Raw genomic sequence first — 14,789 nt, 5'->3', positions numbered from 1 at the left:
GAACCCAGGAGCCACACACCATGAACGCACCCGCAGAACTCGCCAAGGTGATCGCGTCGCAGCCCGATGCCACGCTCGGCTACAAGGACTTTTCGCTCGGCAGCTTCAGCTTTCGCCGCGACGAATACTTCGTGCACATCGGCTGGAAGACCCGAGACGGCCGCCCCATGAGCCACACCATGGACGCCGGCAGCTACCTGCGCGCATTGATGCGCGACGTGGCCTGGGGCTTCTTCTATGGCTGGGTCAACTTCGACGACGTGTTCGGCACCGTCAACCACTACGAGTCGGTCGACCTGTACGCCGGCAGCTTCAACGGCACGATGAAAGACGCGGGCATCGACCTGCTCGAGAACTTCCCGACCGCGCAGATCCGCGCCACCTTCGAGGCCATGCTCGACGACTGGACCAACGAGAGCTTCGACCCCTTCGCCGCGCCGCAGGAAACCGGCTCGCCCTACGGCCGCAAGAACGGCAACAACACCGCCAAGATCACGAGGGCGCGCGAGCTCGCCAAGCGCTGCGTGGGCCTGAAGGGCGACCTCGACCTGCGCAGCGACGAACGCGGCGCTCCGGTGAACCGCGCCTTCGCCGACGTGCCGCAGGGCCAACCCGAGCTGCACCCCGAGCCCGGCTTCGAGAACGACGTGCACGCCTTCAATCTCTTCGGCTTCCTGAGCCGTTCGCAGGTCACCTGGAACCCGAGCTTCACCTCGGTGGTGAAGCACAGCTACATGTGCCCGACGACCGAGGAGCACATCCTGCCGATCATCCACGGCAACGACCGCGTCGAGTGGTTCTTCCAGATGACCGACGAGATCCACTGGGACTGCGGCGACAAGAACACCGGCAGGCCCATGGCCCGCGTGATCATGAAGGCCGGCGACATGGCCGCCATGCCCGCCTACTGCCGCCACCAGGGCTTCAGCCCCAAGCGCTCGATGCTGCTGGTGTGGGAGAACGGGTCGCCGAGCCTGGTGTTCGAGATCCAGAAGGGCGAGTCGCCCGAGATTCCCGTGCAGTTCTGAATGGCCCCCTCTCCCGCGAGCGGGAGAGGGCTGGGGTGAGGGTGGTGTTCGTGCCGCCGTCGCCCCCTCACCCCAACCCTCTCCCCAAGGGGAGAGGGAGGAATGCAAAGACATGAAGCCCAATGACATTGCCGCCTCGGCAGGCCTGCCCACGTCCATTCGCCACCAGCTCTTCATCGACGGCCGCTTCGTCGACGCCGAATCCGGCGAGACCCTCGCCACGCTGAACCCGCACGACAACACGCCCATCGCCCAGGTCGCGCTGGCCGGCAAGGCCGACGTCGACAAGGCCGTCGCCGCGGCGAAGCGTGCCTTCCCCAGATGGAGCCGCATGGCCGCCGCCGACCGTGGCCGCATCCTGTTGAAGCTCGCCGACCTCATCGAGGCCAACGGCGAAGAGCTCGCGCGCCTCGAATCTCTCGACACCGGCCACCCGATCCGCGATTCGCGCCGGCTCGACGTGCCGCGCACGGCGGCGTGCTTCCGCTACTTCGGCGGCATGGCCGACAAGTTCCAGGGCGAAACCATTCCGGTCGAAGAGGGCTTTCTCAACTACACGCTGCGCGAGCCCGTCGGCATCGTCGGCCAGGTGGTGCCATGGAACTTTCCGCTGATGTTCACCAGCTGGAAGATGGCGCCCGCGCTTGCGGCCGGCAATTGCATCGTGATGAAGCCGGCGGAGATCACGCCGCTGAGTTCGCTGCGCATCGCCGAGCTGATGGCCGAGGCCGGCCTGCCGCCCGGTGTGGTCAACATGCTGCCGGGCCTTGGTAGCGTGGCGGGCCAGTACATCGCCGAGCATCCGGAGATCGCCAAGATCGCCTTCACCGGCAGCACCGCCACGGGCCGGCGCATCGTGCAGGCCAGCGCGGGCAACCTGAAGAAGGTGCAGCTCGAACTCGGCGGCAAGGGGCCCAACATCGTCTTCGAAGATGCCAACCTGCAGGCCGCCGTCAACGGCAGCGCGTGGGCCATCTTCCACAACCAGGGGCAGGCCTGCATTGCGGGTTCGCGGCTGATGCTGCACGAGAAGATCGCCGATGCCTTCCTCGAGCAGTTCATTCCGCTTGCGAAGTCGATCCGCCTCGGCAACCCGCTCGACGAGGCGACGGAGATGGGCCCGCTCACCAGCGCGCAGCATCGCGAGCGCGTGCTGAGCTACGTGGAGGTGGCGAAAGGCGAGGGCGGCGAACTGCTCGCGGGCGGCAAGTCGCCAGGCGGCGATCTGGCGAAGGGCTGCTACGTCGAACCCACCGTGATGCGTGCCCGCTCGTACAAGGACCGTGTCGCACAGGAAGAGGTGTTCGGCCCCTTCGTCACCGTGCTCACTTTCAAGAATGACGAAGAGGCGATGCAGATCGCCAACGGCACCGACTACGGCCTCGGCAGTGGCCTGTGGACCAACAACCTGCAACGCGCCCACAAGGTCGCGCGCGACCTGCACGCCGGCATGGTCTGGATCAACAGCTACAAGCGCGTGAACCCCGGCTCGCCCTTCGGCGGCGTCGGCCAGAGCGGCTACGGCCGCGAGATGGGGTTCGATGCGATGCGCGAGTACACGCAGGTCAAGAGCGTGTGGGTGAACGTCGACGCGCAGATACCGCCGCACTTCGCGCGCTGACCCCTGATCGGGCGGCATCAAAAACACAAGAAACGGAGACAACCATGACATTCAATCGCAGACAGTTCACGCAGGCCACGGCCGCTCTGGTGGCCTCGGGCGCGACGCCACTGGTGTTCGCGGCCGACACGCTGAAGATCGGCTACGTGTCGCCGCAGACCGGCCCGCTCGCGCCTTTCGGCGAGGCCGACAAATGGGTCATCGACCAGATGAAGACTGCCTTCAAGGACGGCATCAGCGTCGGCGGCAAGAAGTACGCGGTGCAGATCGTGCTGAAGGACAGCCAGTCGAACCCCAACCGCGCGGGCGAGGTGGCGAACGACCTGATCCTGAAGGACAAGGTTGCGCTGGTGCTCACCGCCGGCACGCCCGAAACCGCCAACCCCGTGAGCGACGCCTGCGAACTCAACGAGGTGCCCTGCATCTCCAGCGTGGTGCCGTGGCAGCCCTGGTTCTTCGGCCGCAAGGGCGACCCGGCGAAGGGCTTCAACTGGACGTACCACATGTTCTGGGGGCTCGAAGACGTCATTGCCAACTTCACCAACGGCTGGAAGACGCTGGCCACCAACAAGAAGGTGGGCGGGCTGTTCCCGAACGACGGCGACGGCAATGCCTGGGGCGACAAGGAGCTGGGCTTCCCCAAGCCGCTCGCGCAGATGGGCTTCACGCTCACCGACCCCGGCCGCTTCCAGAATGGCACGCAGGACTTCAGCGCGCAGATTGCGGCCTTCAAGAAAGAGGGCGTCGAGATCGTCACGGGCGTGGTGATTCCGCCCGATGCCAAGACCTTTCTCACGCAGGCGCGGCAGCAGGGCTTCAAGCCGAAGATCATCACGCTCGGCAAGGCGCTGCTGTTCCCCGGCGCGATCGAGGCGCTGGGCGAGCTTGGCGATGGCCTGTCGACCGAGGTGTGGTGGAGCCCGTCGCATCCGTTCACCTCGAGCCTCACGCAGCAAAGCGCCAAGGCACTGGCCGATGCCTATGAAGCCGGTGCGAAGAAGCAGTGGACGCAGCCCATCGGCTTCGCGCATGCACTCTTCGAAGTGGCTGCGAATGCACTCGGGCGTGCCAAGTCGCTGAAGGCTTCGGACGTGCGAGATGCCGTGGCATCGACCTCGATCAACTCGGTGGTCGGCCCGGTGAAGTGGGGCGGCCAGGGGCCGTTCAAGAACGTCAGCAAGACGCCGCTGGTGCTCGGCCAATGGGGCAAGGGCCAGAAGTACAAGGTGGAGCTGACCATCGTGAACAACGAGGCGGCAACGAACATTCCCGCCGGCGGCAAGCTGCGGCTGCTCTGATCGTCATGACGCTGCTGGCACTGCATGCCGTGAGCAAGTCCTACGGGGCGCTCAAGGTCACCGACGACATCACGCTGTCGGTGACCGAGGGCGAGACGCTGGGCATTCTCGGGCCGAACGGCGCGGGGAAGACCACGCTGTTCAATTTGATCTCGGGCGACGTGCGCGTCGATGCGGGGCGCGTCGAATATGCGGGCCGCGACGTGACGCGGCTCAAGCCGCACCAGCGCTGTCATGCGGGCATCGGGCGCAGCTACCAGGTGCCGCAGCCCTTCGGCAACATGAGCGTGTTCGAGAACCTCGTGACGGCTGCCTGCTTCGGCGGGCAGCAGACCGAGCGCGAGGCATGGCAGACGGCGCATGAGGTGCTGGAGCAGACGGGGCTGATGCCGCATGCGAACAAGCCTGCGGGTGGGCTGACGTTGCTCGACCGCAAGCGGTTGGAACTGGCACGCGCACTGGCGACGCGACCGCAGTTGCTGCTGCTCGACGAGATCGCCGGTGGGCTGACAGAGCCCGAAGCTGCCGTGCTGGTCGGCGAGCTCAACCGCATCAAGGCGCGGGGCGTGACCATGATCTGGATCGAGCATGTGGTGCATGCGCTGCTGTCGCTGGCGGACCGCTTGTTCGTCATCAACTTCGGGCAGAAGCTGGCGGAGGGTGAGCCGCGTGCGGTGATGAACGACCCGGAAGTGCGGCGGGTGTACATGGGGATGGAGGCATGAGCGCGCTCGCCTGTCTTCGGACTTGTCCCCTCTCCCGCTTGCGGGAGAGGGCTAGGGTGAGGGCGGCGGCGTTCGAGTCGTCGCGTGCATTGCTATTGCCGCCGGCCCTCACCCCAACCCTCTCCCGCAAGCGGGAGAGGGGGCAAGAACCGGGGGAGCAAAGACCATGAACGCCCTGCTCGAAACTCATGCACTCAAGGCCTTCTACGGCGACGCCCAGGCCTTGTTCGGCATCGACTTCTCGCTGACTCGTGGCGAGCTCGTCGCCATCATCGGCGCCAACGGCGCGGGCAAGTCGACATTCCTCAAGAGCCTCACAGGCCTCGTGCGCGCGCCCCGCGAAGCGATCAGCTTCAAGGGCGATCCTATCGGCGGCCTCCCTCCCGGCGACATCGTGCGCCGCGGCCTCGCCATGGTTCCCGAAGGCCGCCGGCTGTTTCCCAGCCTCAGCGTCGAGGAGAACCTGCTCATGGGCGCCACCGCCGCGCGCAAGGGGCCGTGGAATCTTCAGCGCCTGTACGCGCTGTTTCCCATCCTCGCCGAGAAGCGGCACCAGCCGGGCACGTCGCTGTCGGGCGGCCAGCAGCAGATGGTGGCGCTGGGCCGCGCGCTCATGAGCAACCCCGAGGTGCTGCTGTGCGACGAGCTTTCGCTCGGCCTCGCACCCATCGTCATCCGCGAGATCTATGCCGCCATGCCCGCCATCACCGGCGAGGGCATGACGGTGGTCATCGTCGAGCAGGACGTGACCATGGCGCGGCAGGTCTCGCGGCGCATCTACTGCTTCCAGGAAGGCCGCGTGTCGCTCGAAGGCAATTCTGCCGACCTGACGCGCGAGCAGATCTCGCAGGCCTACTTCGGGATCGAGGCCGCCCATGCTTGAAACCATTGTTCAGGGCGTGCTGCTCGGCGGCCTCTACACGCTGTTCGCGCTGGGCCAGTCGCTGATGTTCGGCGTGATGCGGCTCACCAACACGGCGCAGGGCGACTTCATCATCCTTGGCGCGTTCGCGGTCATCGCGGGCGTGTCGCTGATGGGCGATGCCATGCCCTGGCTCGTGGCGCTCGCGGTGTTGCCGGTGGCCTTCGGCTTTGGTTATGCGCTGCAGCGCTACGTGCTCAACGGCACGCTCGGCAAGGATCCGCTGCCTTCGCTGGTCGTCACCTTCGGCCTGTCGATCGTCATTCAGAACCTGCTGCTCGAACTGTTCTCGGCCGATCCGCGCGCCATCGAGACCGGCGGGCTCAACACGCAGGGCATTGCGCTGGGCGATGCGATGTCGCTCGGCGTGCTGCCGCTCATCGTGCTGGCCATTGCGGTCATTGCAACGGGGGCGCTCCAGTGGCTCTTTGCGCGCACGGCGCTGGGCCGGTCGTTTCGCGCGGTGTCCGACGACCGCGAGATCGCGGAGCTCATGGGGCTGAACGCGAAGAAGGTCTACGCGCTTGCCACTGCGATCGCCTTCGTGCTGATCGCCATCGCGGGTGCGCTGCAGGGCATGCGAACAACCGTCTCGCCTTCCGACGGGCCGCTGCTGCTGCTCTTCGCGTTCGAGGCCGTGATCATCGGCGGCATGGGCTCCTTCTGGGGCACGCTGGCCGGCGCGATGATTCTCGGCATCACGCAGCAGATCGGCTTCAGGCTCGATCCGGGCTGGGGCATCTGGTTCGGGCACATCGTGTTTCTCGTGGTGCTGGTGCTGCGGCCGCAGGGGCTCTTTCCGAAAACGCGTGGATGAACCGAATGACGAGCATGCCCCCACCCCTCATCGCCGTCGAGCGCGCCACTGCGGCGAGCCGCGCCGCGCTCTTCGTCGGCATCGCCCTTGTGCTCGTTGCCGCCAGCCTCCCGTGGTGGGGTGAGTCGAGCTGGATGCGCGAGTTCGTCGAGATCGCCTGCTACTTCATCTTCGCGATGATGTGGAACCTGCTTGCCGGCTATGGCGGCATGGTGAGCATCGGGCAGCAGGCCTTCTTCGGCTTTGGCGGCTACGTGATGCTGATGCTGGGCAACTTCGCGGGCATCAACCCGTTCATTGCGATACCGCTGGGGGCGCTGGCGGCGGGGCTCATCGCCATACCGGTGTCCTTCGTCGCGTTCCGCCTGTCGGGCGGCTACTTCGCGATCGGCACATGGGTCATCGCGGAGGTGTTCCGCCTCAGCTTTGCCAACGTGTCGGCGGTGGGCGGCGGCTCGGGCACCACGCTCACTGCGCTGCGCGGCATCGAGAAGGCCACGCGCGAAAGCACCACCTACTGGATGGCGTTGGCTTGCGTGGTCGCGGCCATCGCGCTGGTGTACCTGTTCCTGCGCAGCAAGCGCGGGCTGGCGTTGCTGGCGATACGCGACAACGAAGTAGCGGCCGAGTCGCAAGGTATTCCGGTCGCGCGCATGAAGCTGGCGGTGTATGTGGTCGCGGCCTTCGGCGCGGGGCTCGCCGGTGCGCTGTACTTCGTGGGCAACCTGCGCATCAGCCCCGATGCGGCCTTCAGCGTCAACTGGACGGCCTTCGCCATCTTCATGGTGGTCATCGGCGGCATCGGCCGCATCGAGGGGCCGCTGGTGGGCGCGCTCATCTTCTGGGCGCTGAACAAGTTCCTGAGCGACTACGGCACGTGGTATCTGCTGGGCCTGGGGTTGCTTGCGATCCTCGTCACGCTGTTCTTCAAGCAGGGGCTGTGGGGCTATGCACAGCAGCGTTGGGGCTGGTCGCTTTTTCCGACGCAGCGGCGGTTGCTGGGGGCTTCATCGCGAAGGTGAAGTGCTGTCGCGTCCGACGCGAAAAGGCCCTGTGCAAACCTCCTTCTGACTTGCGCAGCGCAGCATGATCCTGTAACGTTTGAAACAAAGTGGTGACATTTCGCCGCTTCTTTTCATCGCTCTGGAGCTCCCCTTGACGATCACCAAACGCCGCTTGCTCGAAGGCGGCGCTGCAGCCGTTGCCACTTCGTTGTTCGCACCGGGCCCCTGGGCCCAGCAACGCCCGGCCGCCGGTGCCGACGCCTGGCCGACCAAGCCAGTCCACATCCTCGTGGGCTTTCCCGCCGGCGCATCGCCCGACCTCGCGACTCGCGCCATTGCCGAACCGCTGTCGAAGATCCTGCGCCAGCCGGTGGTCGTCGAGAACAAGCCAGGCGCCAGCGGCAACACCGTGGCCGACCTGGTGGCCAAGGCCACCGACGACCACACCATCGGCGCGCTGATCAACGGCAACCTCACCATTGCCAAGCTGCTCAACCCGGCGCTACCTTTCGACCCCGAGAAAGACTTTGCGCCCGTTGGTCTCATCGGCACCGCGCCGCTGGTGCTGGTGGTGTCGGGCAACGCTACGGGCAAGACCGCGGCCGATCAACTGCTGTGGGTGCGCAACCTCGGCAGCAGCGGCAAGTACGGCACACCGGGCGTGGGCACGGTGGGCCACCTGGGCATGGAACTCATCAAGAGCCGCGCGGCCATCACCGCGCAGCACAAGCCCTACACGGGCAACCCGCAGGTCATTGCGGGCCTGCTGGCCAACGAGATCCAGCTGGCGCTGCTGCCGCCCGGCCTCGCGTTGCCACACATCAAGTCGGGAAAGATCAAGGCTATCGGCGTGACCTCGCCCGAGCGCAGCCCGCTGGCCAGCGAACTGCCCACGATTCGCGATGCGGACGTGCGCGGCGCCGACCTCGAAATCTGGACCGCGCTGGCCGCGCCCGCCGGCATGAAGCCCTCGGCCGTCGTCAAGCTCAATGCAGCGCTGGTCGAAGTGATCAGCTCGCCCGAGGTGAGCGAGGCGCTGCTGAAGACTGGCTGGCAGGCACAGCCCGGCTCACCCGACACGCTGGCCAAGCGCATGCGCGCCGACACCACGCGCCTGGGCGGCGTGATCATCATGAAGGGCATCCACTCGGAGGGCTGACCGAGGAAGCCCCGACTCTCTTTACGTCTTCGACGCGACGCGCTTGAACAGCGCCTGGTCGAAGCGGATCGTGATGACTTCCGTGTCGTCCGGCTTGCCGGGGACGCGGCCGTCTTCCGTCGGAAAGTTGGTGTCGATCGCAACGGCCAGTGTGTTGTCGTCCACCACCTCGACGCTCTCGACCGAATCGAAGGGCATGCTGAACTTGCCGGCCACCACGCCGGCCAGCGGGCCGCCGATGTCCGTCGGGTCGGAGATGTTCAGCAGGTCGACCAGCAGCGTCTTCTTCAGCACGCCGTCGGCGTCCTTCACGTCGAGGTCGACCATGTACAGGCGCTTGACCACTGCCTTCGTGCCGAACAGGCTGTCGCGCTCGATCAGCACGAACTTGTTGCCGCCCACGTTGGTCATGTCGCCGATCACGATCTGGTTGTCCTTGGCCGGGCCGTCTTTCTTGTAGACCGGGTTCTTGCCGGTGTAGAGCATCGAGGCGGGATCGAACTCGAAGAAGTTCAGGTAGCGCTCGTCGTCAGCCACCGGCCGCAGCGAGGCCAGCGAGGGCGCGGCTTCGGGCACTGCGTAGAGGCGGGTCTTGTCGCCGTTGAAGGCGAGGCTCTCGAAACCGCGGCTCGAAAGCGAAGTCACTGTGGCGCCCTGGTTCATCACGAGCGGGTTGGATGGGCTGCGCAGGAACGGATGCGGCACCGGGTCGCCCATCAGCGTGCCGTTCTTGTCGAAGTGCAGGATGTAGGGGCCGAACTCCTCGCCCACGAACCAGGTGCCGTCCTTGGCGCGGGCGATCGACTCGACGTCGAGGTCGAAGCCCGTCAGCAGCCGGCCGCTGACGATGCGCGGGTCCACGGGCGTGCCGGTGTCGACGAGGTTGTTTCCATCGACTTTCTGGTAGTTGGCGAAGTCGGCGGTGATCTTCAGGTCGACGCCTTTGCCGTCTTTCAGGAAACCGTTGGCGTCGTTGAAATTGACGTGGCTGTTCACCTTGATGGTGCCGGGCACCGTCGTGCCATTGGGCACCGTGCGGAAGTCGATGCTGACGTTGTAGAAGCCGACTACGAAGTCGCCGGAGTTGCTCTTGCTGCCGTAGCCGTTGTCGGGCATTGCGGTCCAGGTGCCGTCATCGTTCTTCAGCAGTGCCGAGAAGCCTGGGAGCGGTTGTCCGTCGACGAAGGGTGGTGTCACACCGAGCGCGGCGGTGATGAACTGGCCTGTGGTCGGGCCGGGCCAGCGGAACGTGTCGGCCAAGGAGGCCCAGCCAGTCAGCTTGTGGGGCAATCCCGCTGTGTTGTCTTGCGGTGGTTGCGGAGCCGGTGCGGGCGCGGGTGCTGGAGCGGGCGTTGCAGCCACCGGAGGTGAGGCGATGCCGCCTCCGTTGCCGCCACCGCACGCGGCGAGGGCGGCAGAAGAAACGACCGCGAGCATCAGGTGACGCGGCAAGGTGAGCGAGGCGAAGCGACTGGACATGAATGGACCCTCCAACGGTTTTGTAGTGAGGGGCGCAATCTAGAAAACCGATGTGACGTGCCAATGAATGGGCCCAGTCAGAGCATGCGTGAAATCCGGTCCGCCGCTTCGCGCAGCGCGGGCAGCATCGTCTCCTGCATTGCCTTCGCGCTGGTGCGGTTCGCCTGGCCGCTGATGTTGAGCGCGGCCACCATGCGCCCTTGCCGGTCGACGATGGGGGCGGCCACCGAGATCAGGCCTTCTTCGAGTTCCTGGTTCACCAGGCACCACTGCTGCCTGCGTGCCTGCGCCACCTTGGCCATGAGCGCGTCGATGTCGGTCAGCGTGTGCTTGGTCAGCGGCTGGATGTCGGAAGCCTCGAGGCGTGCGCGCGCTTCGTCGTCATCGAGGTCCGCCAGCAGCAGCCGGCCCAGCGATGTGCAGTAGGCCGGCAGGCGAGAGCCAACGCCCAGGTTGATGTGCATGATCTTCTTCGTCGGCACGCGCAGCACATAGACGATGTCCGTCGCATCGAGCACGGCGGCCGAGCACGACTCCTGCACCTGCTGCACCAGCGCTTCCATCACCGGCTCGGCGCGGTTCCAGATCGGCATGGACGAGAGGTACGCGAACCCCAGGTCGAGGATGCGCGGCGTGAGCGTGAAGAGCTTTCCGTCGGTCACCACATAGCCGAGTGTCTGCAGCGTGAGCAGGATGCGCCGTGCTCCAGCACGCGTCAGCCCGCTGCCGGCTGCCACCTCGCTGAGCGTCTGGTGCGGCGCATTGGCGCTGAACGAACGGATCACCTGCAGCCCCCGCGCAAAAGACTGTACGTAGCTGTCGCCGGGTGCGGGTGTATCGGGTTGTGTGGGGTGGGTTGCCATGGTGCGCGATCCTCTCTAAAATTCATTATACGAACAAATGTTCTTTAGACGAACAAATCGGCGGTTCGCAGAATCGGTCGGCACGTTCAGGCGGTTCGTTTCTTCGCTTTCTTTTCCTCACTCCCGGAGACAGGCTTCATGATCAACAAGATCGCGCGCTCGGTCGCCGATGCCCTGGCAGGCATCCCAGACGGCGCCACGGTTCTCATCGGCGGTTTCGGCACCGCCGGCATTCCCAACGAACTCATCGAGGGCCTCGTCGAACAGGGCGCCAAGGACCTCACCGTCGTCAACAACAACGCGGGCAACGGAGAGACCGGCCTCGCGGCGCTGCTGAAGGCTGGCCGCGTGCGCAAGATCATCTGCAGCTTCCCGCGCCAGGCCGACAGCCAGGTGTTCGACGGGCTCTACCGCAGCGGCAAGCTCGAGCTCGAACTCGTGCCCCAGGGCAACCTCGCCGAGCGCATCCGTGCGGCGGGCGCAGGCATCGGCGCCTTCTTCTGCCCGACCGGCTACGGCACGCAGCTCGCGGGCAACCGCGAGACCCGCGAGATCGACGGCAAGCAGTACGTGCTCGAGTACCCCATCCACGGCGACGTGGCGCTCATCAAGGCCGAGCGCGGCGACCGCTGGGGCAACCTGGTCTACCGCAAGGCCGCACGCAACTTCGGCCCGGTGATGGCCATGGCCTCGAAGAAGACCATCGCCACCGTGCACGACATCGCCGAACTCGGCACCCTCGACCCCGAGACCATCGTCACCCCGGGCATCTTCGTGCACCAAGTGGTGCGCATTGAACGTGTCGCCACCCAGGCCGGCGGCTTCAAGAAGGCAGCATGACCATGACTTACACCCGTCGCACCAAGGACCAATTGGCCGCCCGCGTGGCGCAGGACATCTTCGACGGCGCCGTCGTCAACCTCGGCATCGGCCAGCCCACGCTGGTGGCCAACCACCTGCCCAAGGGCCGCGAGGTCATCCTGCAGAGCGAGAACGGCATCCTCGGCATGGGCCCCGCGCCCGAAGCCGGCGAAGAAGACTACGACCTCATCAACGCCGGCAAGCAGCCCGTCACGCTGCTGCCGGGCGGCTCGTTCTTCCATCACTCCGACAGCTTCGCGATGATGCGCGGCGGTCATCTCGACATCTGCGTGCTCGGCGCGTTCCAGGTGTCGGCCACGGGCGACCTCGCCAACTGGCATACCGGCGAGAAAGACGCCATTCCCGCAGTCGGCGGCGCAATGGACCTCGCCATCGGCGCCAAGCAGACGTGGGTCATGATGGACTTGCTGACCAAGCAGGGCGTGAGCAAGCTGGTGCAGGAATGCACCTATCCGCTGACCGGCATCGCCTGCGTCAAGCGCGTGTACTCCGACCTCGCCACGCTCGAATGCACGCCGCAGGGCCTGAAGCTGGTCGACCTCGTCGACGGCCTCAGCCGCGAAGAACTCGAAAAGCTCGTCGGACTTCCGATCGCAGCCTGATCCCTTTTCAAGCAATCAGACAGACAGAGAGAGACAGCTCATGACCAATCAAGCCTTCATCTGCGACGCCGTTCGCACCCCCTTCGGCCGCTACGGCGGTTCGCTCAGCAGCGTGCGCACCGACGACCTGGGCGCCGTGCCGCTCAAGGCGCTGATGGAACGCAACAAGAACGTCGATTGGCAGGCCGTGAGCGACGTGCTCTACGGCTGCGCCAACCAGGCGGGCGAAGACAACCGCAACGTCGCGCGCATGTCGGCGCTGCTGGCGGGCCTGCCGCTCGAAATCGGCGGCGGCACCATCAACCGCCTGTGCGGCTCGGGCCTTGACGCCGTGGGCACCGCAGCGCGCGCCATCCGCGCAGGCGAAGCCGGCCTGATGATTGCCGGCGGTGTGGAAAGCATGAGCCGCGCGCCCTTTGTCATGCCCAAGGCCGAGAGCGCCTTCAGCCGCAGCAACGCGGTGTACGACACCACCATCGGCTGGCGTTTCGTCAACAAGCTCATGAAGGCGCAGTACGGCGTCGACTCGATGCCCGAGACGGCCGAGAACGTGGCCACCGACTACAAGATCGAGCGCGAGGCGCAAGACCTGATGGCGCTGAACTCGCAGCTGCGCGCCGTGGCCTCGCAGAAGTCCGGCTTCTTCGACGCCGAGATCGTGCCCGTGAGCGTGCCGCAGAAGAAGGGCGACGCAATCATTGTCAACAAGGACGAGCACCCGCGTGAGACCAGCCTCGAATCGCTCGCCAAGCTCAAGGGCGTTGTGCGGCCCGACGGCACCGTGACGGCCGGCAATGCCAGCGGCGTGAACGACGGTGCCTGCGCGCTGCTGCTGGCCGACGAAGCCAGTGCCGCGAAGCACGGCCTCACCCCCCGCGCCCGCGTGGTCGGCATGGCCACCGCCGGCGTCGCGCCGCGCGTGATGGGCATCGGCCCCGCGCCCGCCACGCAAAAGGTGCTGGCGCTCACCGGCCTGACCATCGACCAGATCGACGTCATCGAACTGAACGAAGCCTTCGCTGCGCAGGGCCTCGCCGTGCTGCGCCTGCTGGGCCTGAAGGACGACGACGCCCGCGTCAACATCAACGGCGGCGCCATCGCGCTGGGCCATCCGTTGGGTGCCAGCGGTGCTCGCCTGGCCACCACCGCAGTCAACCAGCTGCACAAGGGCGGCGGCCGCTACGCGCTGTGCACCATGTGCATCGGCGTGGGCCAGGGCATTGCGGTGATTCTCGAACGCGTCTGACCGCGCCGCGAACACACGACGACAAAGACAACCAGAGAAGCAAGAAGACAAGGCCATCGGAAGCCGCAGGCATAGCGGCCCGATGGCATTTTTTTAACCCAAGAGGACAGAGAGAAAAGGATCAGAGGATGAAGAACCACACGTCGAAGACAACGCGCCGCAGCGCCGGCCTGGCCGCGCTTGCGCTGGCAACCGCAGCCCTGCTGCCTGCAACGGCACCGGCGCAGCAGGCCTTTCCCAGCAAGCCCGTGCGCATCATCACGCCGTTCCCCGTGGGCGGCGGCCCCGATGGCGTGGCACGCCTGGTGGCCGACAAGCTCTCGCGCGCCTGGGGTCAGCCCGTGGTGGTCGAGAACCGCCCGGGAGGCAACGGCTTCATCGCCATCGACGCCTTCAAGCGCGGCGCCAAGGACGGCCACGACATCATCGTGCTCGACAACGTGCACCTGGCCGCGTACCCCGCGCTGTTCAAGAAGCTGCCCTACGACTCGGCCAAGGACTTCGACGCGCTGCTGCCGCTGTTCAAGACGTATTTCTTCTTCACCGTTGCCACCAACAGCAAGTACAAGACCGTGGGCGACCTGATCGCCGACGCCAAGGCCAACCCCGGCAAGCTCGACTACGGCTCGTGGTCGGTCGGCAACCCGGTGCACCTGGGCTCCGAGCTCTTCGAGTCGGCCACCGGCACGCAGATGGAACACGTGATCTACAAGGAAACCACGCAGCTCTACACGTCCGTGGCAACGGGCGAGCTGGCCTTTGCGCTGGGCAGCAGCGCCACGGCCGGCCCGCTGCAGCGGGCGAACAAGCTGCGCTTCCTGGCGGCTGCCGCGCCGCAACGCGTGGCAGCCTTCCCCGATGTGCCGACGGTCAGCGAATCGGGCGGACCGAAGGGCTTCGAAGTCATCGGCTGGAACGCGATCGCGGTGCCCAAGGGCCTGCCCGCATCGGTCACCGAGAAGATCAAGCGCGACATCGAGAAGGGCCTGGCCGAACCCGACGTGCTGGAGAAGTTCAAGAGCTTCGGCTACGAGCCCTTCCCGACCACGCGCCCGCAGTTCGATGAGTTCGTGGCGAGCGAGACGAAGCGGTTCACCGACGTGATCCGCAAGGCGAACGTTTCGCTGGATTGATCGGGTTGCG

The 14,789-nt window shown here is 66.0% G+C and carries 14 protein-coding genes; 12 read left to right on the top strand and 2 right to left on the bottom strand.

Annotated elements, in window-relative coordinates; genetic code table 11:
- The first annotated feature begins 20 nt into the window (after positions 1-20).
- The 8 genes from ACSFCA_RS09330 (at position 21) to ACSFCA_RS09295 (ending at position 8,574) form a co-directional block, all read left to right on the top strand.
- Positions 21-1,028, top strand: a complete 1,008-nt coding sequence (locus ACSFCA_RS09330) for a hydroxyquinol 1,2-dioxygenase (RefSeq protein ID WP_435459168.1) — start codon at positions 21-23, stop codon at positions 1,026-1,028.
- A 157-nt stretch (positions 1,029-1,185) separates the two neighbouring features.
- The gene (locus ACSFCA_RS09325; protein WP_435459425.1) at positions 1,186-2,649 is read left to right on the top strand and encodes an aldehyde dehydrogenase family protein; all 1,464 of its coding nucleotides are present in this window, start codon (positions 1,186-1,188) and stop codon (positions 2,647-2,649) included.
- A 44-nt stretch (positions 2,650-2,693) separates the two neighbouring features.
- Positions 2,694-3,947 (top strand): ABC transporter substrate-binding protein, encoded by a 1,254-nt coding sequence (locus ACSFCA_RS09320; RefSeq protein ID WP_258352973.1) that lies wholly within the window; start codon positions 2,694-2,696, stop codon positions 3,945-3,947.
- Between the two features lie 5 nt (positions 3,948-3,952).
- Complete coding sequence (locus ACSFCA_RS09315) at positions 3,953-4,672, top strand: ABC transporter ATP-binding protein (protein ID WP_258352974.1); 720 nt, start codon at positions 3,953-3,955, stop codon at positions 4,670-4,672.
- 166 nt (positions 4,673-4,838) lie between these two features.
- On the top strand, positions 4,839-5,555 hold the full coding sequence (locus ACSFCA_RS09310; protein WP_435459169.1) for an ABC transporter ATP-binding protein: 717 nt from the start codon (positions 4,839-4,841) through the stop codon (positions 5,553-5,555).
- Positions 5,548-6,411, top strand: coding sequence for a branched-chain amino acid ABC transporter permease (locus ACSFCA_RS09305; protein ID WP_435459170.1), 864 nt, complete (start codon positions 5,548-5,550; stop codon positions 6,409-6,411). Before ACSFCA_RS09310 ends, ACSFCA_RS09305 begins: the two co-directional genes overlap by 8 nt.
- A 14-nt stretch (positions 6,412-6,425) precedes the next feature.
- Positions 6,426-7,433: a branched-chain amino acid ABC transporter permease gene (locus ACSFCA_RS09300; protein ID WP_258352977.1), complete on the top strand. Its 1,008-nt coding sequence runs from the start codon at positions 6,426-6,428 to the stop codon at positions 7,431-7,433.
- A 133-nt stretch (positions 7,434-7,566) separates the two neighbouring features.
- Complete coding sequence (locus ACSFCA_RS09295; protein ID WP_435459171.1) at positions 7,567-8,574, top strand: Bug family tripartite tricarboxylate transporter substrate binding protein; 1,008 nt, start codon at positions 7,567-7,569, stop codon at positions 8,572-8,574.
- A 21-nt stretch (positions 8,575-8,595) separates the two neighbouring features.
- On the opposite strand, the gene ACSFCA_RS09290 is transcribed toward ACSFCA_RS09295, so the two are convergent.
- Entirely contained in the window at positions 8,596-10,053 is a 1,458-nt protein-coding gene (locus ACSFCA_RS09290) for an esterase-like activity of phytase family protein (protein WP_435459172.1), read from the bottom strand.
- A 77-nt stretch (positions 10,054-10,130) separates the two neighbouring features.
- Entirely contained in the window at positions 10,131-10,916 is a 786-nt protein-coding gene (locus tag ACSFCA_RS09285) for an IclR family transcriptional regulator domain-containing protein (RefSeq protein ID WP_258352980.1), read from the bottom strand.
- Positions 10,917-11,054: 138 nt separating this feature from the next.
- On the opposite strand from ACSFCA_RS09285, the gene ACSFCA_RS09280 reads away from it, so the two are divergent.
- The 4 genes from ACSFCA_RS09280 (at position 11,055) to ACSFCA_RS09265 (ending at position 14,779) form a co-directional block, all read left to right on the top strand.
- Positions 11,055-11,756 carry a 3-oxoacid CoA-transferase subunit A gene (locus tag ACSFCA_RS09280; protein ID WP_093057570.1) on the top strand — a complete coding sequence of 234 codons (702 nt, stop codon included), beginning with the start codon at positions 11,055-11,057 and terminating at the stop codon, positions 11,754-11,756.
- Positions 11,753-12,400 carry a 3-oxoacid CoA-transferase subunit B gene (locus tag ACSFCA_RS09275; protein WP_435459173.1) on the top strand — a complete coding sequence of 216 codons (648 nt, stop codon included), beginning with the start codon at positions 11,753-11,755 and terminating at the stop codon, positions 12,398-12,400. The genes ACSFCA_RS09280 and ACSFCA_RS09275 overlap by 4 nt, the downstream gene beginning before the upstream one ends.
- Positions 12,401-12,440: 40 nt before the next feature.
- Complete coding sequence (gene pcaF, locus ACSFCA_RS09270) at positions 12,441-13,646, top strand: 3-oxoadipyl-CoA thiolase (RefSeq protein ID WP_258352982.1); 1,206 nt, start codon at positions 12,441-12,443, stop codon at positions 13,644-13,646.
- A 128-nt stretch (positions 13,647-13,774) separates the two neighbouring features.
- Positions 13,775-14,779, top strand: coding sequence for a Bug family tripartite tricarboxylate transporter substrate binding protein (locus tag ACSFCA_RS09265; RefSeq protein WP_097198037.1), 1,005 nt, complete (start codon positions 13,775-13,777; stop codon positions 14,777-14,779).
- Positions 14,780-14,789: the final 10 nt, after the last annotated feature.

The organism is Variovorax multivorans (assembly GCF_051216835.1).
In the GTDB taxonomy this organism is placed as follows: domain Bacteria; phylum Pseudomonadota; class Gammaproteobacteria; order Burkholderiales; family Burkholderiaceae_C; genus Variovorax.
This window is presented reverse-complemented; position numbering and strand designations above follow the sequence as displayed.

Bases quoted from the DNA above. Each gene is read 5' to 3' on its own strand.
- ACSFCA_RS09290 (WP_435459172.1), bottom strand. From the start codon at position 10,053: ATGTCCAGTCGCTTCGCCTCGCTCACCTTGCCGCGTCACCTGATGCTC.
- ACSFCA_RS09265 (WP_097198037.1), top strand. From the start codon at position 13,775: ATGAAGAACCACACGTCGAAGACAACGCGCCGCAGCGCCGGCCTGGCC.
- pcaF (WP_258352982.1), top strand. From the start codon at position 12,441: ATGACCAATCAAGCCTTCATCTGCGACGCCGTTCGCACCCCCTTCGGC.
- ACSFCA_RS09285 (WP_258352980.1), bottom strand. From the start codon at position 10,916: ATGGCAACCCACCCCACACAACCCGATACACCCGCACCCGGCGACAGC.
- ACSFCA_RS09315 (WP_258352974.1), top strand. From the start codon at position 3,953: ATGACGCTGCTGGCACTGCATGCCGTGAGCAAGTCCTACGGGGCGCTC.
- ACSFCA_RS09300 (WP_258352977.1), top strand. From the start codon at position 6,426: ATGCCCCCACCCCTCATCGCCGTCGAGCGCGCCACTGCGGCGAGCCGC.
- ACSFCA_RS09320 (WP_258352973.1), top strand. From the start codon at position 2,694: ATGACATTCAATCGCAGACAGTTCACGCAGGCCACGGCCGCTCTGGTG.
- ACSFCA_RS09280 (WP_093057570.1), top strand. From the start codon at position 11,055: ATGATCAACAAGATCGCGCGCTCGGTCGCCGATGCCCTGGCAGGCATC.
- ACSFCA_RS09310 (WP_435459169.1), top strand. From the start codon at position 4,839: ATGAACGCCCTGCTCGAAACTCATGCACTCAAGGCCTTCTACGGCGAC.
- ACSFCA_RS09305 (WP_435459170.1), top strand. From the start codon at position 5,548: ATGCTTGAAACCATTGTTCAGGGCGTGCTGCTCGGCGGCCTCTACACG.
- ACSFCA_RS09275 (WP_435459173.1), top strand. From the start codon at position 11,753: ATGACCATGACTTACACCCGTCGCACCAAGGACCAATTGGCCGCCCGC.
- ACSFCA_RS09330 (WP_435459168.1), top strand. From the start codon at position 21: ATGAACGCACCCGCAGAACTCGCCAAGGTGATCGCGTCGCAGCCCGAT.